Origin of the sequence: Nocardia sp. NPDC006630, assembly GCF_040611495.1 — a bacterium.
GTDB lineage: Bacteria > Actinomycetota > Actinomycetes > Mycobacteriales > Mycobacteriaceae > Nocardia.
Genome location: NZ_JBEXOK010000021.1, coordinates 12,370 through 35,923, shown reverse-complemented (window position 1 = coordinate 35,923; position 23,554 = coordinate 12,370). Strand labels below are relative to the sequence as shown.

Annotated in this window: 23 protein-coding genes and 1 pseudogene; 10 read left to right on the top strand and 14 right to left on the bottom strand. The window is 66.3% G+C overall.

Translation table 11 applies throughout. The features are described 5' to 3' along the window. Positions 1-33 precede the first annotated feature (33 nt). Entirely contained in the window at positions 34-669 is a 636-nt protein-coding gene (locus tag ABZX86_RS39015; protein WP_355131294.1) for a hypothetical protein, read from the top strand. Positions 670-717: 48 nt separating this feature from the next. On the opposite strand, the gene ABZX86_RS39010 is transcribed toward ABZX86_RS39015, so the two are convergent. After that, positions 718-1,485 (bottom strand): 2-phosphosulfolactate phosphatase, encoded by a 768-nt coding sequence (locus tag ABZX86_RS39010; protein ID WP_355131292.1) that lies wholly within the window; start codon positions 1,483-1,485, stop codon positions 718-720. Between the two features lie 176 nt (positions 1,486-1,661). Further along, on the bottom strand, positions 1,662-2,150 hold the full coding sequence (locus ABZX86_RS39005; RefSeq protein ID WP_355131290.1) for a MarR family transcriptional regulator: 489 nt from the start codon (positions 2,148-2,150) through the stop codon (positions 1,662-1,664). 84 nt (positions 2,151-2,234) lie between these two features. On the opposite strand from ABZX86_RS39005, the gene ABZX86_RS39000 reads away from it, so the two are divergent. The 3 genes from ABZX86_RS39000 to ABZX86_RS38990 are packed head-to-tail and all read left to right on the top strand — an operon-like array spanning position 2,235 to position 4,704. Continuing rightward, positions 2,235-3,125 carry a VC0807 family protein gene (locus tag ABZX86_RS39000; RefSeq protein WP_355131288.1) on the top strand — a complete coding sequence of 297 codons (891 nt, stop codon included), beginning with the start codon at positions 2,235-2,237 and terminating at the stop codon, positions 3,123-3,125. A 33-nt stretch (positions 3,126-3,158) separates the two neighbouring features. Beyond that, on the top strand, positions 3,159-3,968 hold the full coding sequence (locus tag ABZX86_RS38995) for a hypothetical protein (RefSeq protein ID WP_355131286.1): 810 nt from the start codon (positions 3,159-3,161) through the stop codon (positions 3,966-3,968). A 43-nt stretch (positions 3,969-4,011) separates the two neighbouring features. Next, the gene (locus ABZX86_RS38990) at positions 4,012-4,704 is read left to right on the top strand and encodes a hypothetical protein (protein WP_355131284.1); all 693 of its coding nucleotides are present in this window, start codon (positions 4,012-4,014) and stop codon (positions 4,702-4,704) included. A gap of 18 nt (positions 4,705-4,722) precedes the next feature. Here the strand turns inward: ABZX86_RS38990 and ABZX86_RS38985 are convergent, their stop codons facing one another. The 9 genes from ABZX86_RS38985 to ABZX86_RS38945 all read right to left on the bottom strand — a co-directional run bounded on the left by ABZX86_RS38985 (position 4,723) and on the right by ABZX86_RS38945 (position 12,997). Further along, entirely contained in the window at positions 4,723-4,968 is a 246-nt protein-coding gene (locus tag ABZX86_RS38985) for a hypothetical protein (protein WP_327138751.1), read from the bottom strand. Between the two features lie 128 nt (positions 4,969-5,096). Further along, positions 5,097-5,609, bottom strand: coding sequence for a DUF664 domain-containing protein (locus ABZX86_RS38980; protein WP_355131282.1), 513 nt, complete (start codon positions 5,607-5,609; stop codon positions 5,097-5,099). A gap of 80 nt (positions 5,610-5,689) precedes the next feature. Further along, positions 5,690-6,946, bottom strand: a complete 1,257-nt coding sequence (locus ABZX86_RS38975; RefSeq protein WP_355131280.1) for an alpha/beta fold hydrolase — start codon at positions 6,944-6,946, stop codon at positions 5,690-5,692. Between the two features lie 19 nt (positions 6,947-6,965). After that, complete coding sequence (locus ABZX86_RS38970; RefSeq protein WP_355131380.1) at positions 6,966-8,069, bottom strand: ferrochelatase; 1,104 nt, start codon at positions 8,067-8,069, stop codon at positions 6,966-6,968. Positions 8,070-8,091: 22 nt separating this feature from the next. Beyond that, positions 8,092-8,931: an NADH-dependent enoyl-ACP reductase InhA gene (inhA, locus tag ABZX86_RS38965; RefSeq protein ID WP_297625964.1), complete on the bottom strand. Its 840-nt coding sequence runs from the start codon at positions 8,929-8,931 to the stop codon at positions 8,092-8,094. Between the two features lie 77 nt (positions 8,932-9,008). Further along, a complete protein-coding gene (fabG1, locus tag ABZX86_RS38960; protein ID WP_327138748.1) occupies positions 9,009-9,728 on the bottom strand; it encodes a 3-oxoacyl-ACP reductase FabG1 in 720 nt (239 codons plus the stop codon). Positions 9,729-9,777: 49 nt separating this feature from the next. Next, a complete protein-coding gene (locus ABZX86_RS38955) occupies positions 9,778-10,782 on the bottom strand; it encodes a VWA domain-containing protein (RefSeq protein WP_355131277.1) in 1,005 nt (334 codons plus the stop codon). Next, positions 10,779-11,747, bottom strand: coding sequence for a DUF58 domain-containing protein (locus ABZX86_RS38950; RefSeq protein ID WP_355131378.1), 969 nt, complete (start codon positions 11,745-11,747; stop codon positions 10,779-10,781). The genes ABZX86_RS38955 and ABZX86_RS38950 overlap by 4 nt, the downstream gene beginning before the upstream one ends. 32 nt (positions 11,748-11,779) lie before the next feature. Further along, positions 11,780-12,997 (bottom strand): MoxR family ATPase, encoded by a 1,218-nt coding sequence (locus tag ABZX86_RS38945; RefSeq protein WP_355131275.1) that lies wholly within the window; start codon positions 12,995-12,997, stop codon positions 11,780-11,782. Between the two features lie 173 nt (positions 12,998-13,170). On the opposite strand from ABZX86_RS38945, the gene ABZX86_RS38940 reads away from it, so the two are divergent. After that, complete coding sequence (locus ABZX86_RS38940; protein WP_355131273.1) at positions 13,171-14,211, top strand: cupin domain-containing protein; 1,041 nt, start codon at positions 13,171-13,173, stop codon at positions 14,209-14,211. A 9-nt stretch (positions 14,212-14,220) separates the two neighbouring features. On the opposite strand, the gene ABZX86_RS38935 is transcribed toward ABZX86_RS38940, so the two are convergent. Then, the gene (locus tag ABZX86_RS38935) at positions 14,221-14,889 is read right to left on the bottom strand and encodes a TetR family transcriptional regulator (protein WP_355131271.1); all 669 of its coding nucleotides are present in this window, start codon (positions 14,887-14,889) and stop codon (positions 14,221-14,223) included. A 313-nt stretch (positions 14,890-15,202) separates the two neighbouring features. On the opposite strand from ABZX86_RS38935, the gene ABZX86_RS38930 reads away from it, so the two are divergent. The 5 genes and pseudogenes from ABZX86_RS38930 to ABZX86_RS38910 all read left to right on the top strand — a co-directional run bounded on the left by ABZX86_RS38930 (position 15,203) and on the right by ABZX86_RS38910 (position 20,707). Continuing rightward, positions 15,203-16,333 carry an alpha/beta fold hydrolase gene (locus ABZX86_RS38930; protein ID WP_355131269.1) on the top strand — a complete coding sequence of 377 codons (1,131 nt, stop codon included), beginning with the start codon at positions 15,203-15,205 and terminating at the stop codon, positions 16,331-16,333. A 56-nt stretch (positions 16,334-16,389) separates the two neighbouring features. Then, a pseudogene (locus ABZX86_RS38925) lies at positions 16,390-17,984 on the top strand (GMC oxidoreductase). A 292-nt stretch (positions 17,985-18,276) separates the two neighbouring features. Beyond that, complete coding sequence (locus tag ABZX86_RS38920; protein WP_355131267.1) at positions 18,277-18,696, top strand: NUDIX domain-containing protein; 420 nt, start codon at positions 18,277-18,279, stop codon at positions 18,694-18,696. 25 nt (positions 18,697-18,721) lie between these two features. Beyond that, on the top strand, positions 18,722-19,417 hold the full coding sequence (locus tag ABZX86_RS38915; protein WP_355131265.1) for a TetR/AcrR family transcriptional regulator: 696 nt from the start codon (positions 18,722-18,724) through the stop codon (positions 19,415-19,417). Between the two features lie 138 nt (positions 19,418-19,555). Continuing rightward, positions 19,556-20,707, top strand: coding sequence for an NAD(P)/FAD-dependent oxidoreductase (locus tag ABZX86_RS38910; protein ID WP_355131263.1), 1,152 nt, complete (start codon positions 19,556-19,558; stop codon positions 20,705-20,707). A gap of 43 nt (positions 20,708-20,750) precedes the next feature. Here the strand turns inward: ABZX86_RS38910 and ABZX86_RS38905 are convergent, their stop codons facing one another. Both ABZX86_RS38905 and ABZX86_RS38900 read right to left on the bottom strand, forming a co-directional pair. Next, complete coding sequence (locus tag ABZX86_RS38905; protein WP_355131261.1) at positions 20,751-22,181, bottom strand: lipase family protein; 1,431 nt, start codon at positions 22,179-22,181, stop codon at positions 20,751-20,753. Between the two features lie 97 nt (positions 22,182-22,278). Then, positions 22,279-23,532: a cytochrome P450 gene (locus ABZX86_RS38900; RefSeq protein ID WP_355131376.1), complete on the bottom strand. Its 1,254-nt coding sequence runs from the start codon at positions 23,530-23,532 to the stop codon at positions 22,279-22,281. Positions 23,533-23,554 lie beyond the last annotated feature (22 nt).

The following is a 23,554-nucleotide window of genomic DNA, read 5'->3' as shown; positions in this document are numbered from 1 at the left end:
GCGGTCCCAGTACCTCGACAACGGAGTACCACTATGGACAACAGCGATCTCGCGCGCGGTCTGCGCACTCGCGCCCGGCGCACTCAGCGAATCACGGTGGCAGTTCTGGGCATTCTCACCTCTGCGGCAGCGCTGAGCGGCTGCTCGACTACGTCGTCGACGACGGGCCAGCCGTCGACGACATCCACCGTGGTCAGCGCATCCGCCGCGCCGAGTTCCGGCGCCCCTTCGCCCTCGGGCGTCGGCTCCGGCCCCTCGCAACCGGGAAGTGACGGCGGGAATCCTCCCCCGGTGGTGCCCGGCGCGCCGGAATCTTCTGCACCGCAACCGACTACCTCGGATCCGGCACAGCCGGGCTCGAGTTCGCATCCGCCGTCCGGGACGCCGTTCGGCGGCGAAGAGCTCAGCGCCCAGCAGGTCACCGATCTGCAGAAGGCGGTCGACGGCGGACATCAGCCCTGGCGGCTGGATCGCATCCAGGTCGCAAAGACCTTCGTGCTGGGCCGATTCGGCTGGTCCGACGTACAGACAAGCGGCAACGCGCCCAATATCGTCTTCGTGACCAACAGCGACGGCAGCAAGGTCGGCCTGAACCTCTATCAACCGGCAACCCAAGGCGGCCAAGGAATCTGGGTTGTTCAGAGCGGGATGTGGAGCAGCCAGGGGTGAGGATCGTGCGCGCCGAATTCGACGCCGCACCTCTCGGTCGGCCGTGACTCAGGACGCGTCGGTGAAAGCGCCGTCGATGAGCACCGGCACGACCTTGCTGGCGTCGATTTCGGTCGCGACCGCCACATCGTCGGCGAATCCGATTCCCGCCAGCTCACGACCGGAGGCGCAGTCGGCGATGAGTGCGGGGACATCCTCGACGCTGTCGTAGCAAACTTTCGCCACCCAGGCCTCCGGCGACAAGGGACCGGCGCCGTTCTCGACAAGCGCCGCGAGCAGAGCCGCGGCGCCGAGCCAGTCCTCGAGCGCGGGCCGCAGCGCATCCTGACCCGGCCAGTGCTCACCGGCCGCGATCACCGCGATGGGCTGCTCCTCAGTCCCCCAGCCCTGCTGGACAATCCAGCGCGCGACCGCATGCACATTCCGTAGCGAGGCCGCGATAACCGGCGCCCCGCTCACCGCCGCCGAAATCGCCGACCCGTTCGGCGACGGCAACACCAGGAGGGCCGGGGCAGGCGCCCGCCGCAGGGCGGCCGGCGACAAGGACCACGGCTGCTGCACGGACACCGCTGTACGCCCGACCGCGAGCTCCGCGGCCTGCCGAGCGGCGAATTCCGCGGCCGTCCCGTCCCGCCACGGATACGGCAGCACCTTTGTCCCAGCCTCGACCGCCACCGATACCGCGGTGGTGAACGACAGCACATCGATCACCACCACCGCCGCACTGCCCGGCCCGAGCGCCTGCGCGCCCGGCAAACCCCAGTCGAATCGCACTCCCCACGAATTCTGCTTCGCCCACTCAGGAATCTCCGGCATACCTACTCCCCACGAATCACCGGCCGACATTCGGCGGATCAGTCTGACAGACCTGTCATCAGTTCGCCCAATAGCGTTGCGACGCAACCGTCATCCCGCTCCCTGAGTGCGGGCAGCTCGGCCAGTCCGGGGACCGCTGGTACCGAGTCGATCGATTCCGATCGTGCACCCCCGTGCTACACCTCAGGTGTGAAGTCGGGGGCGGAGATTCTGCGGGTGTTGGCTACGAGAATGTCGGTCGTTCGATGAAGCCAGTCGGTGATGGCCTGTAGCTCGGCCAGTGTGTACCGGGTGGCCAATTCGGTCATATCCGCGCCGAAGGGAATGAAGACGGACGCGAGTACGGCGTCTGCCCGCGCGTTGGGGATCAGTTCGACCAGAACCTTGCGGCGGTCGTGCGGGTCCCGGGTGCGCCGGGCGTAACCGGCCTTCTCCAGACGGTCCACCAACCCGGTCACCGCGCCGGTGGTCAGGCCGGTGTGCTCGGCGATCGTGCCCGCGGTAACCGGCCCGAGGCGCTGCAGGGTGTCCATGCACTTGCGCTCGATGGCACTGAGCCCGAGCAACTTTCCGGTGGCGGCATGGAAATTGACCATGGCGGAGGCGAATTCGCGGCCGAGCAGGGTCGAGTCCGCGGGCTGGTCCGAGGTCACCTCTTGCGTCATGTCCACAACATACCTTAGATTCTAACTATCTTAGACCCTAAGATACTTTCTATCTGAGATATTTTTCCAGCACAGGGGGAAACGATGCATGAACCAACCGGGAGTCATCCCACGCCTGACACCGATAAGCGCAAGAAGGCCCTGTGGTTCGCCCTGATGCTGGCGAATACCGCCGTCGATCTCCTGCTCCCGACAGTGATCTTCGCGCTGCTCGCGCCGACCGGTCTCCCGCCGCAGATCCGGCTGTCCATCGGCGGCACACTCCTGGGCGCGAAAGCAATCGGCGGCCGGATCGAAACCGGTGAATTCCGCTGGCGTTTGGCGGTTTTCACCGCGGTCGCATCGAATGTGGCGCTCCTCGGCTGTTATCTGGCCGGCGCGGGAAGTACAGCCAGTATGGTGGCCGGCGCGGTGGTCGCCGCACTGATCGTCGTCGGCGATATGGCGCGAACACGGTTGCGGCGCAATACGACACATCGGATCGACAGTTTCGCGGTACTGGTACTGGCAGAAGTCGTCGTCGGTGTCGTGCTGACGTCGATCAGCGGCGACGCACGTTTTGTCCTGGCCCGCACCTCGCTGTATATCGCCATCGCCGGAATCGTGGTGCTGGCCAGCGCCTGGACGGATCACCCGTATATGCGCGACGCGCTCAAACCGGTTGCGGCCAAGGGTGATCCGCTGCGCGCCGAGGGCTTCGATCGAGTCTGGTCCAAGGACGCCGGTTTCCGCCGGATCTACCGGTTCATCACCGCGACCCTGGGCCTGGCCCTGCTCACGGACGCGGCGCTGCGGGTCCTCGTGATCTACAGCTACCCGCCCGACCAGGCCGGCAAGTCATCACTGCTGTCCGGGCTGCCTCTCATCGCACTGATCGCACTGTGGTTCTTTCCCAATCGCACCCTCCTCATCCCCCGCGCCCGCCGTCTACTCGACGCGGAGATGGAAGAGCAGACGAAAGTCGCAGTGGCATAGCGGGAGTCGCTGACCGGCAATACGATCACGCGTGTGAGTGCACCCGATATGGTCCTGCAGTACATCAATGCGACCAAGTGGCCGGTGGTCGGCCTGACGGTCACCTTCCTGCTGCGCGGATCGATCGTCGACCTGATCGGGCGCGTTCAATCCGCCAGGGTGCAGGCCGGCGGGGTGTCCGCCGAACTCGAGGCCCGCGCCGCCCGCACCGCCGGAGCGATCGGCGCGGTGGCCGATACCCCCGTCGTCGTACCCGCATCGGCCGCGGGCACCCAGTCGCTGCCAACCGCAACGCTGACCGCGCGCCTCGGCAGCGAGACGGAGGCGTTCCCCGCGCGGTACTTCGCCGGCTACGCGGGCAATATGCGCAACCATCCCGGCCTGTTCGTCGCGCTGACCCTGACCGAGGGCCCGGATCAGCGCCGCCGCACCGAAATCGAGAAGGGTGTGCACGAATTGCGGGTGCTGTCGAGCATGGATGTCCGCGACGAGATCACGACGAACCAGCCCGCGCTGCAGCTGGCGGTGTGGGCCGAAAGGCTGATCCAGCGCGTGATCGAGGTCTATCCGGAGCGCACCTATCTGGGCCCGATCGTCTGGCCGGGCACGCCCGCGGGACTCGCCGTCGGCTTCCGCAGCCTGGACCTGCTGAAGGCCGCCGCTGCCGCCGCTCCGGCCGCGGTGACGCCCACTACGGTGCGCTCGTACGCGGACGGTGTCCGGAGTTTCGCGGGCCAGTACGCGGATTATGTGGACGCGATGTTCCGGGCCGCCGACCGGTGCCTGGCCGCGCACGCGGCCGGCGATGCGAAGTCCGCGGATTCGGTGACCAGCAGCAACTGAGTCGTTCCCGGATCGAAGTCGCACATCGGGCGATACTGCTGACGTGACCGGCTCCGAGAATGACGTGAACGACGACCAGGTGCCCGCGTGGGCCCGGCGGACCGCGGGCGAATCACGGTGGTGGGCCACCAGCGCCCTGGTGGGCATGCTGGTGCTGCAGTACTTCCTGCCCCAGGAGTTCACGCCCGGACCGCGCTGGCTGGTGCCGGGAATCGGGCTGGTGCTTGTCATCGTGCTCATCGCGGCCCGGTCGTTCCGTATCGACCGGGAGGAAATGTGGCTCCGCAGACTCGGACTGAGCCTGATGGCGCTGCTGGCGTTCTCGATGGTGTGGTCGGTCTACCACCTCGTGAAGGGCCTGATAGACGGCGCGGTCAGCGACAATGCCGCCGGACTGCTGACCTCCGGCGGCGCGGTCTGGCTGTCGAATGTGCTGGTATTCGGGCTCTGGTACTGGGAACTCGATCGCGGCGGGCCCGCGGCACGGGCACACGCGCGCAAGCCGTATCCCGATTTCCTGTTCGTGCAGATGCAGAATCCGAACCTGGCGGATCCGGACTGGGAGCCGAATTTCCTGGATTACCTGTATCTGTCGTTCACCAATGCGACCGCATTCAGCCCCACCGATGTGATGCCGATGTCGCGCTGGGCCAAGACGACCATGATGGTGCAGTCGGCGATCTCGCTGATCACCGTCAGCCTCGTGATCGCCCGCGCCGTGAATGTGCTGAAGTGAGAAGCGAATTCGGCCCGGCTACCGGTTGATCCACATGTCCAGGACCACCATCACCACGGCGATCAGCACCAGCACCACCGCGATCGTCATCGACTGACCGATGGTCATGCAGATACCGGCGGCTAGGAAAAGACTCAGAACCGGAGCCCAGACGAAGTAATCGGGCGCACCCAGCGCCCGCTTCTTCGCGACCGCGCCACCGCGCGGATTCCCGCCACTTACGCCTCGGTCACGTTCCGACCGACCACCATTGACCCTGTCCACCTGCGACACAATACATTTCATCCGCAGTTGGCGGGCACCGAGGGTTCCCAGGTCCTGGACATGCGATCACCAGGAAGCGGTGGCGGTGAACCGCGAGTGCGGGCCGCCACCGGTTCCTGGTCAAGGAATCAGCGGCGGCGCAGGAGTACGCCGCGGACGTAGGCCGCCTGGCCGGAGTGCTGGATATCGTCGTCGATCACGCTGACCAGGCGAACGGCCAGGGTTACCGGCGGATTCCAGCGGGTGTCGACAATGCGCGGAAGGTCGGCGTCCACCAGACCGGAGACGTAGTCGATGGTCTGCGCGTGCACGGCGTCGTAGTAGCCGGTCAGCAGATCGGCGGAGATACCGGTCACCTGCGCCACCTCGGCGGCAGCATGCCCGTATCCGGTTGCGGTGTCATCGAATGCGAGGTTGAACCGTTTCGCCCAGTCCTGGGTCAACCAGACCTGCTCCAGGCCCGCCACGTCGGCAATGTGATCATCCTGGACGCGGGTCAGATGCCAGATCAGCCAGGCGATCGAATTACCGCCCTCATCCAACTGCTGCGACAATTCCGCCTCGGTCAGCCCCTCGACCGCCCCGTGCACGTTCTCCTTGATCCGGCCGAAGGCATCAACCAGCAAATCAGCACTCGTCATGCCGACATACAAGCACACGGCGGGCGGGCGTATTCCCGCCCGCCGCACCGATATCGGTGGCCGGGCCGGTGGTTACGCGTTCATGCGGTGAATCGCTCGGCGAGCCATCCGGTCAGTTCGTCCCGGTCGTGGTTCAGGGTGGCGAAGTGCGCCCCCAGACTGCTCGGATCGGGGTCGGGGATGACCACCTCACCCGCCTTGTAGCGGTCGTAGCGCGGTAGGTTCGCCGGATTGGTGACTTCCAGTTCCTCGACGAGCACATCCACACCGGGGATGACGATCTGCACTCCCCCGATGGTGAATTCCGTGGCCTCGGCCTTCACCCGCTGATCGTCGGCGGATTGCGAAATGCGGATGGGCACATCGATTTCGAGATTCGGATTCATCCGGGCCAATTGCGCCTCGAAGTTCAGCTGATCGGGATTGGGCTTGCCGGGATACGGATTGAGAATCGTCGAGCGGAATTGCTCTGTGCCCAGCAGGCCGCCCCAGGAATCCGGTTCGCTCAAGCCCGCCCGGCACCTGGTGAGCACATCCGGCCACACCGCCTTCGCCTTGACCGACAGCACATTCTCGACGTCGATGCTCTCGTCACCGATAATCGCGCCCGACAGGAACAGTGCGGTGAAGGCGAATCCGCCGCCGGCAGTGGTCGGAACCAGTGCGCCCGCACGGACAATGGCCTTCGGATGGTTGGCCGGGGCGATCGCCGCGACCCCGACCAGCCCGTCGACCCGGCCGGGCGCGTAGTACGCGGAGAACAGCGCCGCCTGCCCTCCCTGCGAGTGGCCGACGATCGCGTACTCGTCGGAGACGACACCGGGAAACAGCCGGCGCGTCGCCTGCACGATATCGAGCACCCCGTAGGCCTCGGATTCCCCGAGCAGATAGGGATGACGCCGCCCCGTCACACCCAGGCCCTCGTAATCGGTCATGGCCACGGCCCAGCCCTGATCGAGGAAATTGTTCAGCAGCGGCTGCGGGTATTTGTTCATATGGTGCGCACCGGATTCGGTGGTATCGCGGGAGGGCGCGCACAGCGGGCACACCCCCACGGTGCCGTGCGCCCAGGTGATCACCGGATATCCGGCATCGGTGCGCGGCGGATCGTTCGGCAGGGCGATGATGCCCGATACCGCGATCACTTCCCCGGTGACGCTCTGCGAACGGTAGAGCACCAGCCAGTTCCGGCCGTGTGTCAGTTCGGCTTCCGGATTATCGAGCGGCCGCAGATAGATGGTGTCACCGACCGCGCCACCGGACAGATCCTGCGGGGGATCATAGAAGGCGTCCCCCTCGGGGGCGGGTGGTCCGTCGAATATCGGATCGCCGTTCACAGCGGCTACTTCCCGCAGCTCAGGCCGACCGGACGGTATCGGGACGGGGCGGTCGCGGCGGCAAGGCGCAGCAGCCGGGAACGCAGGGCGCGCCGTTGGGAGTGCACCCCAGGCTCGGCATCTCGCTGAGCTTCCGGGGCTGGGCGCCGGTGAGCTGCTCTTCGACCAGATCGACCACCATATGGGCGAATCGGGAATCGCCGCCCGGCGTGGCGGCGCGGGCGAAGGCCATGCCCAGTTCGGCCGCCCGCTGCTTCGCCTCGTTGTCGAGGTCCCAGATCACCTCGAGGTGATCGGAGACGAAACCCACGGGGCAGATGACCACCGCGTCCACATCGCGTGCGGCGAGCGCGTCGAGGTGATCGACGATATCGGGTTCCAGCCACGGCACCTGCGGCGGACCGGAGCGGGACTGCCACACCACGTCGTAGTCGTCGAAACCCGTTGCGGCTGCACATAGTCGGGCCGCCTCGGCGACCTGGCGGCTGTAGAGCCGCTGCTCCCCCGGCGGGCCGGCGGCCATATCGGCCGATACCGGGATCGAGTGCGCGGTGAAGACCAGCCGGGCGCGCTCCCGACGATCCTCGGGCAGCGACGAGACCGCCGCGCGGATGCCGTCGGTGACGGCGTCGATGAAGAGCGGATGATCGAAATACTGGCGCAGCTTGACCAATTCGGGGGCATTCGCGACGTCGGCGCGGGCGCGGGCGATGTCCTCGTGGTACTGCAGACAGCCCGAGTAACCACCCCAGGCGGAGGTGGGAAACACCAGCGCGGAACGGATTCCGTCCACGCGCATACCCTCGACGGTGTCCTCGACCATGGGATGCCAATTGCGATTGCCGAAATACACCGGCAGATCGATTCCGCGCGAAGCGAATTCGGCCTCGACCGATTTGATGATGTCGAGATTGAGCGCATTGATCGGCGATACCCCGCCGAAGTGCAGATAGTGCTCCGCGACTTCGGCGAGGCGTTCCGGAGGCACGCCCCGGCCCCGAGTGACGTTCTCCAGGAACGGCATCACGTCTTCGGGGCGCTCGGGACCGCCGAAGGACAGCAGTAGCAGCGCATCCACTTTTTCAGTAGCGGGCTCCGCGGCGCGAGCGCCGAGGTCATGCACTGCCACGACCTACTCCTTCAGCTCAGTTGGTGGGAAACCCGTTCGCCGGGAACCAGGTGTTGTGGCTGGCGCCGCCGTCCACGTAGATGATCGAACCGGTGGTACCGGGCAGCCAGTCCGACAGCAGGGTGACCACCGACTTGGCGACCACCGTCGGGTCGTCGACGTCCCAGCCGATCGGAGAGGCGCCGTCCCAGTAGGTGTTCAGCATGGTGAGCTGGTTCGCATCATCGGTAGCGGTGCCGGCGATGGCCTTGGCCGCGAGGGTCTTGATCGGCCCGGCTGCGATCAGGTTGGAGCGAATGCGCTTGGCCTCGCCCACTTCTCGCGCCACATAGCGGTTCACCGACTCGAGCGCGGCCTTGGCCACACCCATCCAGTTGTAATACGGCATGGCGGTGCGCGGATCGAAATCCATGCCCACGATGGAGCCGCCCTCGTTCATGGCCGGCAGTACCGCGCGAGCCAGCGAGGCATAGCTCCACGCCGAGATCTCGAACGCCTTGGCCGCATCCGGGCCGGGGCCCTCGAGGAACGGCTTGGACCCCGGACCCATCAGGGTGCGCGGCGCGAAGGCGATGGAGTGCAGCACGCCGTCGATGCCCTCGGGGGCCAGCTCGTTCAGCTTCGCCGCCAGCTCGCCGAGGTTCTCCTCATTGGTGACATCGAGCGGGATGGCCGGGGGAACCTCCTTCGGCAGCCGCTTGGCGATCCGGTCGATCAGCCGCAGCCGGTCCGGAATACCGGTGATGATCACCTTGGCGCCCTGCTCCTGCGCCACGGCGGCGGCATGGAAAGCAATGGACGAATCGGTGATGATGCCGGTGATGAGTACGGTCTTGCCTTCGAGCAATCCACTCATGGGTTGGTTGGTTCTCCTCGTTGAAAAGTACTGGTTGCCAAGGGGTTCGGAGCGCAGGGCCTAATCGGGCGAGACGCTCAGTGACCCATGCCCATACCGCCGTCGACCGGGATGATCGCACCGGAGATGTAGGAGGCGTCCTCGGAAGCGAGGAAGCTGATCACACCGGCGACATCCTCGGCCTGGCCGATCCGGCCCGCCGGGATGAAATCGAGTGCGGTCTTGCGCATCTCGGGAGTCATCTCGTCGCGGGTCATATCGGTGTCGATCAGGCCCGGCGCCACCACATTCGCGGTGATATTGCGCTTACCGACCTCGCGGGTGATGGCGCGTGCCATGCCGACGAGACCGGCCTTGGCCGCCGCATAGCTGACCTGAGCGGGAGCGCCGATCTGGCCGACCACCGAGCCGAGGAAGATGACGCGGCCGAAGCGGCCCTTGAGCATATTGCGGTTGGCGCGCTGGGCAACTCGCCACGCGCCGGTGAGGTTGGCGTCGATGACCTTCGAGAACGACTCCTCGCTCATGCGCATGAACAGCACGTTGTCCACGATGCCCGCATTGGCCACGACGACCTCGACCGGACCCTGGTGCGCCTCGACCTCGGTGAACGCGCGATCCACCGACTCCGAGTCGGTCACATCGCATTTCACGCCGAAGAGGCCCTCGGGCACACCCGAACCGCGATGCGTGACAGCGACCTTGTGTCCATCGGCAAGCAGGCGCAGGGCTACCGCGAGCCCGATGCCGCGATTGCCGCCGGTCACCAGTACCGACCGGGATGTGATGTTCGACATAGAGGGAAACCTATCTGTTCGTTGGCGGGGCTCGGCGCGCGGTACCGAATTACGGCAGACGCTGACGATAGAGCAGCGCTGTCACCACCCCGGAGGCGGTCACCAGCAGACCCAGCAGCAGCCACGGCCGGCTCGCATCGCCCATTGTCAGCTCGTACCCGATCTGCTGATCGAGTGTGTCGTACACCTTACGAAGCTCTTCCAGCGTGGAGGCGGTATAGAAGTCGCCACCGGAGAGCTGGGCGATCTGATGCAGGGCGTCATCGTCGACCGGAACCCGCACGCGCTGCGAACCCTTGCCGTCCTGATCCGGAATCTCGACGGTGCCCCACGTCGTGCCGAACGAAATCGTCGACACCGGAATGCCTTTCTCCTTCGCCAGACGCGCGGCGGTGAAGCCGTGGCGCGGATTGTCGACATCCTTGTCATCGGGCACGGTCTGCTTACCGTCGGACATGAGCACGATGCGCGCGGGCGGCGGAGTCTCCGCACCGCCGAGCACCGAGGCCAGCGTGTCGATCGATTGCAGCGCGGTCAGAATGCCCTCACCGGTGGCGGTGCGCTCGGCCAGCTTCATGCTGTCGATGGCCGCCTTGACCGCCTGGCGATTGGTGGTCGGCGACATCTGCACCGACGCGGTGCCGGCGAAGGTGACCAGACCCAGGTTGATGCCGGGGGTCAGACCGTCCGCGAATTCCTTGGCGGCCTTCTTGGCCACCTGAATTCGGCTCGGCGGCACATCGGTCGCCTCCATGGACAGCGACACGTCGATCACCAGAATGACGGTGGCGCGATTACGCGGCACCTTCTTCGTCGCGGTCGGACCGGCGGCGGCGATGGTCAGCAGAATCAGGCCGACCAGCATGAGCGCCACCGGCACATGCCGGAATCGACTGGGCTGGCTGGGCGCGACCCGCTCCAGCATCTCCATATTGGAGAAGCGCAGCACATGCTTCTGGCGCCGCCGCTGCACCACCACGTAGAGCAGCGCGATCAGCGCGACTACGACCAGGAAAGCCAGCCAGTACTGCGAGGTGAAATTGGAAATGCTCACTGTCGTGGCACCCGCCCGGCATTCGAGGCGCCGAAAGTATGGCGCCGGGTGGACACGAACCGGACCACATCGGCGATCCAGTCCCGATCGGTACGCAGGTCCATCACCGGCGCGCCGCAACTGCGCAGCGCCAGCTCCACCTGCTCCCGGTGCCGCTGCGCCGCTTTCGCGAAATCAGCGCGCAGTGCGGGGGTCACGCTGAATTCGCGGGTGCGCCCGGTCTCCGGATCGTGCAGCACCACATCGCCGACGTCCGGCAGTGCCATATCCAGCGGATCGAGTACCTCCACCGCGAGCAGATCGTGGCGGCCGGAGATGGCGCGCAGGCTGCGCTGCCAGTCGATATCCCCGAGGAAATCGGAGATCACCACGGCCAGACCGCGTTTGCGCTGCGGACGGCGCAGGGATTCGATGGCGCCCTGCAGATCACCGCGCACACCGTCGCGGGCGTGCGGGGTGGTGGCGATGGTGCGCAGCATGGACTGCGCGTGCACACGCCCGCTGCGCGCCGGAATGCGAATCAGCTTCTCGCCATTGGCGACCACCGCGCCGATCCGGTTACCGCCGCCACTGGTGAGATGGGTGACCGCGGCCGCGGCGGCAATGGCCAGATCGCGCTTCTCGCATCCGGTGGTGCCGAAATCGAGGCTGGCGGACAGATCCACCACCAGCCAGGTCTCCAGCTCACGGTCGGCGACCATCTGCCGCACATGCGGATGGGTGGTGCGGGCGGTGACCGACCAATCCATCTGGCGCACATCGTCGCCCGGCTGATACATGCGCGCATCGCCGGGTTCGGATCCCGGGCCCGGGATCAGGCCCATGTGATCACCGTGCAGCACACCGTCGAGACGGCGGCGCACGGTGAGTTCCAGAGTTCTCAGCGCAGCGGCCAGACGCGGATCGCTCAGATCACCCTGCCGGAACGAGGGCGGGGCGTGCGAGGAGCCGCTGGGAGTCGACATCGTCACGGGCGCAACCGAATCCGAACCCGGCCTCACTTGGGCTGAGGCTGGCCGGGCACTCCGGAAGCCACACCGTTGGGCGGCTGCGGCACCGCCTGCTGCGGCGGCTGCGGAATCCCGTTGGGCGCCTGCTGAATTCCCTGGGGCGCGCCCTGGGGGGCCTGGAACGGCGGTGCGGCGGGCATCGGCGCGGGCGCGCCACCCGGGGCGACGGCCTGCGGGGCCACCTGCGGCAGACCGACGGTCTGCAGCACCCGGTTGATCACATCGTCGGGCGAAACCTCGTCGGCGAGCGCGTCGTAGGACAGCACCAGACGGTGACGCAGCACGTCCGGAATCACCTCGACCACATCCTGCGGCACCACGTAATCGCGGCCGCGAATGAGAGCCACCGCGCGCGCCGCGGCAATGATGCCGAGGCTGGCACGCGGGGAGGCGCCGTAGGCGATCCACCCGGCCACATCCTGCATGCCGAAATCGGCGGGCTTACGGGTCGCGGCGATCACGCGCACGACGTAGTCGACCAGCGCGTGGTGCACGAAAGTATTGGCGGCGACCTGCTGCAGCCGCACCACCTCGGCGGGGTCGAGCACCGGCTTGGCCTCCGGCGGAGTGACACCCATCCGGTAGATGATCTCGCGCTCCTCCTCCACGGAGGGGTAATCCACGACCACCTTGAACAGGAAGCGGTCGCGCTGCGCCTCGGGCAGGGCGTACACGCCCTCGCTCTCGATGGGGTTCTGAGTCGCCATGACCAGGAACGGATTCGGCATCGGGTAGGTCTTGCCGCCGATGGTGACATGCCGCTCGGCCATCACCTCGAGCAGTGCCGACTGCACCTTGGCGGGCGCGCGGTTGATCTCGTCCGCGAGCACGAAGTTCGCGACGACCGGGCCCAGCTCGGTATCGAATTCCTCGCGGCCCTGCCGGTAGATGCGGGTACCCACGAGGTCGGTGGGCACCAGGTCCGGGGTGAACTGCACGCGAGAGAAGCTGCCGCCCACCACCTTCGCGAAGGTTTCCACCGCAAGGGTCTTGGCGATACCGGGAACGCCCTCGAGCAGCACATGGCCACGTGCGAGCACACCCACCAGCAGTCGTTCGACCAGCCGATCCTGACCGACGATCACTCGTTTGACTTCGTAGATCGCCTTTTCCAGGGTCTGGACATCGCGCTCGAGGGTGTTCGGCGGCGGCGCGTCCTTCACCGTACTTACCCCGCTCACACCATCAGTCGAAGTCACCAACATCCCCGCTTTCGCTTTGGTCCTGTGCGTTCCGCCCCAACTATTCCAGGTATCCGCCGCATTCGCCGCACCCGGCCACATCGGATGTCGAAATCGGACAGCCGGAAGCGGTGGCAAGCACGCCGCTATATTGAAGATCGCCACCTCCGATCTTGATCCGAACAGAGGGAGGACCCGTGCGTAATCCGTCGATTCATGTCGCCTCGCTACTGCGGGGCGAGGAGATCTACCGCAGTGAGCTCGGCTCGCTGACCAGGCTCACGGCCGACAATTTCCCGATCTTGACCGGCCTGTCCATCAAACGGCTCACGCTCGCGCCCGGTGCGATCCGGGAACCGCATTGGCATGCCAATGCCACCGAACTCGCCTACTGCACCGCGGGCCGGGCGCTCGTTTCGGTACTGGACAACGGGAGCGGCTTCGCCTCGTTCGTGGTCGGCGCCGGGGAGATGTTCCACATCGACTCCGGCGCGTTGCACCACGTGGAGAACATCGGCGATACCGAGGCGGAATTCATCCTGGCATTCCGGCACGAACGGCCCGAGGACTTCGGATTCAGCGCCGCGCTCGGCGCGATGACCGATTCGGTGCTCGGCAATACCTATGACCTGCCCGCCGCGGATTTCGCGAAGATCCGGCGCAGTACCACCGCCAAACTCGTCGTGAAACGCCACGGCGACCCGCAGATCCCCGCGAGCGCGCACTTCGGCGATCCCCATCATTTCGCCATCGAGGCGATGGCCGCACCGGTGGACTCACCCGTCGGCTCGGCCCGCACCGCCCGCGAACAGTACTGGCCCGCGCTGCACGACATCTCGATGTACTCGCTGCGCATCCGCGAAGACGGTATGCGCGAACCACACTGGCATCCCGTCACCGCCGAGATGGGGTACGTGCACCGCGGCTCGGCGCGCATGACGATCATGGATCCCGACGGCACGCTGGACACCTACGTCGTGAACGAGGGCGAGGTCTACTTCATCCCGCGCGCCTACCCGCACCACATCGAAGTCATGAACACTCCCGATATCCAGTTGCTGATCTTCTTCGACCAGCCGACCCCGGGCGATATCGGCTACCGGGCCTCCGCCAGCGCCTATTCACGTCAGGTCCTCGCCGCCACCTTCGGCGTCGCCCTCGCCGACCTGCCGCCGCTGCCCTTCACCCCGTCCGATCCCCTGATCGTCACTCGCAACAACCCACTGGCACCGTCCTGACGCCGTGCCTCAGGCACTCGGGTTGCCGGGATTCGGGTTATAAGGGCTCGCCAGCGACGGATCCACCGTGAAGGGCTCGGCATTCGCTGTTCCGCCGAGACGCGCTGCGGCAGCGGCGGATTCGTTATTGCTGGTCAGACGGAAGACAGCGCGTTCGAGAATGGGCAGGATCTCGGTGATCTCGAGGGTCTTGTCGACGAACCTTCCGGTCAGGGCATAGGTCATATTGGCCAGGATCAGGCCGATGTCCTCGACATAGGCCGGTTCCGCGCCGGCGACGAGCTGTGCGGCGATCGGCAGCATCGCGCTCATTCCCTGCGCGTCGAGCCGCTGCCCCCCGGCACCCGTGCGCGCACGGTGGTAGGCCTCGAGCATGCGGGGATTGCGCTCCCACGGCTCGAAGATGTAGCGCAGCACGCGCATCAGCCCGCTGTAGAGCGTTTCGTCCGCCGCCGGGGGCAGCACGCCGGCGTAGCTGTTATCGGCCATCCACTGCTCGATGGCCGCGACGATCAGATCATCCCTGGTGGGAAAGCGCTTGTAGACCGTGGCGAGGGAGACGCGCGCGAGGCGTGCGACTTCTCTGAGCTGGACAGCGTCGTACCCCTCGGACTCCAGCAGGGCCAGTACGACGCTGATGATCTGCTTCGAGGCATCCTCTTCCGGTTTCCGGCTCACTCCGCTACGGTAACCGCGTTACCGCAGTAACCAGGTTACTCACGCGGACGCTGCGATTACGCCTGTCGCGCATCGACATCGAGTGAATGCACACGGAGACCTCTATATGCAGCCACACCACTGGCAACGGCCTCGCCCGAGGACACTGCCACCGCGCCGGTGCACAGCCGCACTGGCAACCGCCCTGTGCCTCGGCGCGCTCACCGGAATCGGGACGACGACGCCAGCGGTCACAGCCGCGCCGGTCAGCGATTTCTACACTCCCCCAGCACAATTCGCGACAGAACCGGGATCGATCGTCAAGACGCAACCCATGACGGTGTTCGCGGCGCCACCGAGTGGAGGCCGGTGGCCCGAGGCCGCCCAACTGGTTATGTACACCTCGCGGACGCAGGACGGGACTCCGGTCGCGGTGAGCGGCACCTACATCGAGCCGACGCAGCCGTGGCACGGATCCGGGGCACGACCGACCATCGTCATCGGGCCGGGGACGGCCGGGCAGGGCGATCAATGCGCGGCCTCGGTCGCCTTCGGCACCGGCGTCACGCTGTCGGCCGATCCGCTGTCGGTATCGGCGAATCAGGAGGCGATTTCCGCCGCGACCTGGAACAACCTGGGCGCGCGTGTCTTTGTCACCGACTACATCGGGCTGGGCACACCCGGTGTGCACACCTTCGTGAATCGGGTCGAGGAGGCGCACGCCATCCTCGATGCCGCCCGTGCCGCCAATACTCTCGCCGGCACCGGTCCGGATACACCGCTGGTGCTCTGGGGCTACTCACAAGGCGGCGGTGCGACGGCGGCGGCAGCTGAACTACAGCCGGCCTACGCACCGGAATTGAACCTGAAGGGCACCTGGGCAGGTGCTCCGGTCGCTGATCTGAAGCGTGTTCTCGCCCAGATCGACGGCAATCTCATCGGTGGCGCCATCGGATTCGCCATCAACGGGTTCGTAGCGCGCTATCCCTCGCTGGAGAAGTCGGTGCACGAGCTGACGACTCCGGCGGGACAGGCGTTGCTGAACACCCTCGGTACCGAGTGCGTCGGAGACGTCATCTTCAAGCAGCCGTTCCTGCGCACCAGCGATCTCACGATCGACGGGCGGCCGCTGCTCGATCATCTGCAGTCCATTCCGGAGGCGGATCAGGTGCTGGAGGATCAGCGCATCGGCAAGCTGGTACCGACCAGTCCGGTGCTGATCACCAGCGGCCGCAACGATGACACCATCCCCTACGGACAGGCTCGGCAGCTGGCCGACGACTGGTGCGCACAGGGCGCGACCGTCACCTTCCGGACCGATCAGCTGCCACCGATCCTGCCGGGCACCACCTTCGCCAATCACTTCGGTCCGGAGTTGATCGACGGATTCACCGGCGATAGCGCCGTGTCCTATCTCGTCGATCGGCTCGACGGCAAACCTGTCGCCGCTTGCACTTTCGACTGACCGCAGCCCGGCACAGGGCGCTGCAGCCACCTCTTCCCTCACCATGAAAGTGCGATATGTCAGCAATTACGCGACGGTCAGTGCTGACCGGCGCCGCCGCAGCGGGCGCCCTGTTGATCGGCGCCCGGACCGCCGGTCGCGCAACGGCAATCGCGGCGCGGGTCAACAATGTTCCACTCACCCGCGAGGATCATCGGGTGGTCGTCATCGGGTCCGGATTCGGTGGCGGTGTCACCGCACTGCGCCTGGCCGAGGCCGGGGTTCCGGTCCTGGTGCTCGAGCGGGGTATGCGGTGGCCGACCGGTCCGAATGCCGAAACCTTCCCGCGCGCTTCGGCATTGGACAAACGAGCACTGTGGTTCGAGTCCAGCCCGAATCTATTCGGGCAGCCGCTCGCCTTCGAGCCGTACACCGGACTCATCGAGGCGGTTCCGGGTGAGAATATGACCGCACTGTGCGCGGCGGGCGTCGGCGGTGGATCGCTGATCTATCAGGGCATGTCCCTGCAGCCCACCGAGGAAGTGTTCAATACCCATTTCCCGCCGGAACTCGACTGGGCCGCAATGGATCGCGTGCATTACCCGAGGGTCGCCCGCATGCTCGGACTCGCGGTCGCGCCCGACGAATTGATCGCCAGCTCGAACTACTCGGCGGCACGGGTCTTCGCCGAACATGTTCAGCAGGCCGGACTTCCGCTGTCGAAGATCCCCATGCCCATCGACTGGAACTATGCGCTCGCCGAACTGCGCGGGGAAATGAAGCCGTCGTACACCAATGGCGACGGCGCGCTGGGTGTGAACAATGGCGGCAAACACTCGGTGGATGTCACATATCTTGCTGCGGCCGAGGCGACCGGACGGGTGACGGTCCAGACACTGCACCGCGTCACCGATATCGAAGCGCGCCGGACGGTCGCTGGGTCGTTCATGTCGATCGACTCGATACCTCGGGCGCGGTGCTGGAGAACAAGATCCTCACCGCCCAGGCGCTGGTCATGGCGGCGGGCAGCCTCAATACCACCAAACTGCTGGTCCGCGCCGGAGCCAAGGACCAGATCCCCGACCTGCCCGACGATCTCGGCCGCGGCTGGGGCACCAATGCCGACCGGATCTACGTCTGGACGAACCCGACGGCGGATTTCGGTGCCGCACAGGGCGGTCCGGTCGTCTACGGCAGCTTGAACTGGGATGATCCGCACGCCGCGCACACCCTCATCCAGGCGTCCATTCCACCGCTGCCCATCGACCCGCACAGCACGATGATGGTCGGCTACGGCGTCAGCGACGGGCGCGGCCGGTTCACCTACGATTCGGCCAGGGATGACGCGACCCTGTACTGGCCACCGGACGGCGATGCGTACATCCAGAACAATCACATCGGGCCCGCCGCACACCGGATCGCCGGTCCCACAAGCCTTTTGACCGACACCAATGCCCTCTTCTCCTCGACGTGGCATCCCATCGGCGGCGCGAACATGGGGCCGGTGTGCGATCTGGACGGCCGCGTCCACGGCCAGCGCGGCCTGTATGTCCTCGACGGCGCACTCATGCCGGGCAATACCGCCGCCTGCAATCCCTCGATGACCATTGCCGCCGTGGCGGAGCGGGCGCTCGACCACCTGGTCGCGCAGGATGCCGGAACGGTGTTCTGATGCGGCCCGGGGCAGGCATGCTCATGAAGCCGGGCGTAGATTACCCAGGACAGTCTTCCGAGACGGGAGACTCGATCGCTCCTCAGGCGACCGATGCCCGACTCGCAAAACTTTCCGACCCGCCCAACAATTCGGCGAAGATGCGCCGAAATTGCGGATAGCCTTGCCGTCCAGCGTTTCTGCAGCGGTAGCGTGGAATGTGTGCCGGTCGAAGCGGTCCGGCCGTACGGGATGTGGGTGTGAAGTGTGGGATTTCGAAGTTTCTCCCCGGCAGTCGATAGGCGAGCCGGTATTGATCGAGTTACAGGAGAAAGCGGTTGCCGACGGAGTCGCGCTGCGAATCGGCGTCATCCTCGAGCATGAAGGCTCGGTACTGCTATTGGAGCGCGAAGAGTATGCGCAGGGCCTGAGCCCCCTCAATCTGCCCGGCACCACCGTTCGTCCCGGTGAGGCGCTCGCCGCGGCCGTGGCCCGCGCGGTGCATGAGGAAACCGGCCTGACCGTGGTCGATATCGTGGCCCACCTCGGCGGGTTCGATTACCTCTCCAATGCCGGAACGCCGGTGCGCCGGGAGCATTTCGCGGCCGAGGTGGCCGGAGTCGGACCCATCCGCCTGACCAACTACGGCAGCTACCGCTGGCTGCCGCTCGACGGCGACCTGCCCGTGACACCCTCGATCCGCCGCATTCTCACGGCGTATCGCGAGCGCTGACGAACATGTTCGCTAGGGTCGGTGCATGGATGCACCGACCGCGCGACCGCGCAAGAGCCGGCGCGAACGGCCCGCCAAACCCGCGCTGACCTACGACGGGATTGTCAGTACCGCGGTGGCACTGGTCGGCAGCGAGGGTCTGGAGCGGCTGACCATGCGCCGCCTCGCTGCCGAACTGGATACCGGGCCCGCCTCGCTGTACGTCTACGTCGCGAACACCGCCGAGCTGCATGCGGCGATCCTCGACGTATTTCTCGGCGAGGTGGAGCTGAGTCCGGTTGCCACAGTGCAGGATTGGCGTGACCGGCTGGTCGCGGTGCTGATCTCCTATACCGAGGTGCTGATCCGGCACGCCGCGCTGGCGCAGTCCGCACTCACCACCCGGCCGTCCGGACCGCACTACCTGGCCGTCCTGGAGAACCTGCTCGCACTGCTGCGCGCGGGTGGCGTGCCGGACGGTCAGGCGGCGTGGGGCGTCGACATTCTGCTGCAGGTCGCGACGGCCACCGCGGTCGAGCAGTCCGTGCGTGATCGCGATATCGCTGCCACCGGCGATGAGGACGCGGCCTTGCGGCAGGCCCTCGATACCGCGGCGGACCGGTCGCATCCCCGCATCGCCGCGCTGCGCGACGACCTGGTGTCCGGCTCGCCGGAGGACCGGCTGAACTGGACCTTCCGGATGCTCATCACCGGCATTCAGGACACGGCCCGCACCCACTGAGGGCGCTGCACACCCCACCTCCGACACCGATCTCAGCATGTGGACGTGCCATGGCTCACAACGAACTTGTTCGTAACGAACATGTTCGTTACGCTGATCAAGTCAGCGAGAGTGCGTCTCCAGGAAGGCAGGCCCATCATGAACACCACCACCCATCACCCCGTCCTGATCATCGGCGCGGGCCTCGGCGGCCTGACCCTGGCGCGCGTACTGCACGTCCACGGGATCGAGGCGCTCATCCTCGACCTGGACGCCTCGGCGCAGGCCCGCACCCAGGGCGGCATGCTCGACATCCACCAGGACACCGGGCAGATCGCGCTCCGCGCGGCCGGGCTGTACGAGGCATTTCGCGCCAAGGTCCATCCCGGCGGCGAGGATCTGCGTGTGCTCGACCGCGACGGCCGGGTGCTGCTCGAGGAGTTCGATGACGGCAACGGCAGCCGGCCCGAGATCGATCGGGGCGAGTTGCGCGAACTACTGCTCGAGGCTCTGCCGGACTCCGCCGTGCGCTGGAACAGCAAGGTGATCAGCGCCCGCCCGCTCGACGCGGGCCGCCACGAGGTCACCCTCGCGGACGGCACCGTGCTGACCACCGATCTGCTGATCGGCGCGGACGGCGCGTGGTCCCGAATCCGGCCGCTGCTCTCGAGCGCCCAACCCGCATACTCCGGAATCTCTTTCGTGGAACTGGATTTGGCGGAGGCCGACAGCCGCCACCCCGGGGCCGCTCAACTCATCGGCGGCGGTATGTGTTTCGCCATCGACGCGGCCGAAGGCTTTCTCGCCCACCGCGAATCCGACGGCAGCCTGCATATCTACCTCGCCCGCCGCGCACCCGAAGGCTGGCTCGCCACGCTGGACTTCAGCGATACGGCGGCCGCGAAAGCTGCTCTGCTGCAGGACTTCACCGGCTGGGCTCCCGCGCTGCGCGATCTCATCGCCGAAGCCGACGGCCCACTGGTGCCGCGCCTGATCCACGCACTGCCGGTGGATCACCGCTGGTCACGTATTCCGGGTGTCACGCTGCTCGGTGATGCCGCGCACGTCATGTCGCCGTTCGCGGGTGAGGGAGCGAACCTCGCCATGATCGACGGCGCCGATCTGGCCCTGGCGATCGCCGCCCACCCCGGAGATATCGAAGCCGCCCTCGGGGCCTATGAGCAGACGCTCTTCCCGCGGGCCGAAGCAGCCGCGCGCGACTCCGCCGAATCACTCGCGAGCATCTTCAGCGATCGCGCACCCCAGTCCCTCGTCGAGATGTTCGCCGCCGTCGAAACCGCTGGGGCATAAGCGGAATCACGGTAGGCGAACTCGGGGCGGGAATCTGCCACGGTCAGCGACCGGCGCCGAGCGCCTGTCCGAGCATCGTCTCCACGGTGCCCGCCGCGAAGTCCGGCAGCGCGGCCAATCCGGCCGGATCGAGTAGTGTGGACGCGACCGTCGTGGTCGTACATCCGGCGGGCTGCACCGGCTGCGGGTTCGACAGAGCCCGCCGCACCCATGCGAAGGCGCCGCCGGCGCCGGTCACATCGACAATGGTGTGGTCACTGATGACGTCGGGGAAGGCGTCGCGCGTATAGGTCACCGATGCGCCGTGCGCACAATAGTTCTGGACCAGTGCGTCCACCGGGCCGATCGGACTCACCTCGTCATTGACGCCGTTGTAGAGGTACACCGGCGCGGCCGGAGTGGTTGCGCCGTGGGCCCGTTCGGCAATCGCCTGATGGATGACCGGATCGGCGAGCACGGTGTCCAGTGGCGCATTGAGCAGGGTCGGCACCGTCAACATGAGATTCGCGGCGACATTGCGGGCCACACACTGATACCCCGCCGCGGCGACGATCCCCTGACCGGTGGGCGTGAGATAACTGTCCAGCCGGGCCGCCACCGCGGGCGAATCCTTCTCCAGGGCAGCGACTCCGATCGGGATCAGCCCGCCGAGCAGTCGGCCGTTCGCCGAATGCAGCGCCGCGCCCAGATCCGCCACGGGAGCGCCGATCGCGGCTCCCGCGATATTGAGCTCGGGTGCGTAGTCCGGTTGCAGTTCCGCCGCCCAACTGGTGGCGATGCCACCGCCCGAATAACCCCACAGTGCCGTCTTGGTATCGGCGCCGGGCAGGCCGAGCGGCGCGAAATTCTGCGCGGCCCGAATCCCGTCCAGCGTGGTGTATCCCATGACACGCGGGGTCAGGAATCGATCGTCGATACCACCCGGATCGGGTATGGCGACCGCCCAGCCCTGCGCCAATCCGGAAGCGGCGAAAGCCATTTCCCACGGCGGCAAGGCGTACCCGGACTGCTTGGCCGGGTCGAGGAGGTCGAGCGGGCTCGAGTATTGCAGCGAGTAGGACGGCATACAGTCGCGCGCTATGGAGTCATAGGCCATCTGATAGGACAGCAGCGGGCGCGGTTTCGCGGGTCCGTCCGGAATCAGGACCGTGGTGACCGCGGCATAGGGATTGCCGTCGGAATCGGTGGTGCGATACAGCAATTGCCACGCCTGCGCATTCACCGGGAACAGCTCCAGCGCCTTGGCGACGATCGGCCTGCTCTTCAGGATCGTGCCCGGCGCCTCGGACTCGTAACCGGCCGGCGGATCGTAGAACACGTCGGCCGAGGCATCGGCCACCGAATCAGCAACCGGCGCACCTGGATCCGGCTCGTCCGCCCCGGCCAGCGGCGCCGCGACAGCGACGGTGACCGCGACGATCGCGAACAGACCCGATGCGCGCCGACCGCGCCGCAGCGCCGATTTCCCAGCCATGTTCACCCTGTTTTCCCTTGACTCCGAACAACACCGGAGCCGCATCCCCATATCGAACGCAAAGCTACCGTCCGGGGGCCTGCCGTGTGGGCCGAATTCATTTCACAGCTGTGGTCCCGTAGTCGACGTGGAATTCCTTGATGCCGTTGAGCCATCCCGATCGCAATCGCTTCGGATCGGCGAGCTTGGTCAGCTCGGGGACGTGCGTGGCGATGGCGTCGAAGATCAGCGCGACCTCCAGCCGCGCCAGATTCGCGCCGACACAGAAGTGCGCACCGGTGCCGCCGAAGGACAGATGCGGATTGGGATCGCGCAGGATGTCGAACCGGTTCGGCTCGTCGAAGACCTCCTCGTCGAAATTCGCCGACCGGTACACCAGCACCACCCGCTCCCCCGCGGCGATGCGCACACCACCGAGTTCGGTATCCACCAGCGCGGTGCGCTGGAACAGGCTGACCGGCGTCGCCCAGCGGATGATCTCGTCGACAGCGGTGCTCGGGCGCTCCTTCTTGAAAAGCTCCCACTGGTCCGGGTTGTCGAGGAAGGCGATGATGCCGTGGCTGATGGCATTGCGCGTGGTCTCATTGCCCGCGACTGCCAGCAGGATGACGAAGTAGCCGAACTCGATCGAGCTGAGCGATTCGCCGTCGATATCGGTATTGACCAGCTCGGTCACGATATCGTCCGCGGGATGGCCCTTGCGCTCCTCGGCCATCGCATAGGCGTAGGCGAGGATCTCCATGGCGGCGGTGAGCGGATCGCCGTCGAACTCCGGATCGTCGTAGCCGGTCATCGCATTGGACCACTGGAAGATCTTCGAACGATCACGCTGGGGTATGCCGATCAGCTCGGCAATCGCCTGCAGCGGGAGTTCGGAGGCCACCTGCGTGACAAAATCGCCCGATCCGGCCTCCGCGGCGCGCTGCACGATCGAGTGGGCGCGCGCCGCCAATTGCGCACGCAGCGCGCCGATCACCCGCGGGGTGAAGCCCTTCGAGATGAGTTTGCGCTGCTTCGTATGTTCGGGGGCATCCATATTCAGCAGTGAGGCGCGCTGCTGCTCGATCTGCTCGCGCTGGATATCGTCGTTGAAACGCGGGATCGCGGTGTTCTCGAAACTGGAGAACTCCGCATCGCGCAGCGAGACCTCTTTGATGTCAGCATGTTTCGTGACCACCCAGAATCCCGCATCGTCGAAACCGCCGATATCCCGCGCCTGCGGGTTCCACCAGATCGGCGCGACGCGGCGCAGCTCGGCCAGCTCCTCGGCCGGCACCCGCCGCGCCCACATCTCCGGATCGGTGACATCGAATCCCTCGGGGAGATCGGGCCTGACGTTCTCTTCGCGCATCACCACGTCAAATATATAACAG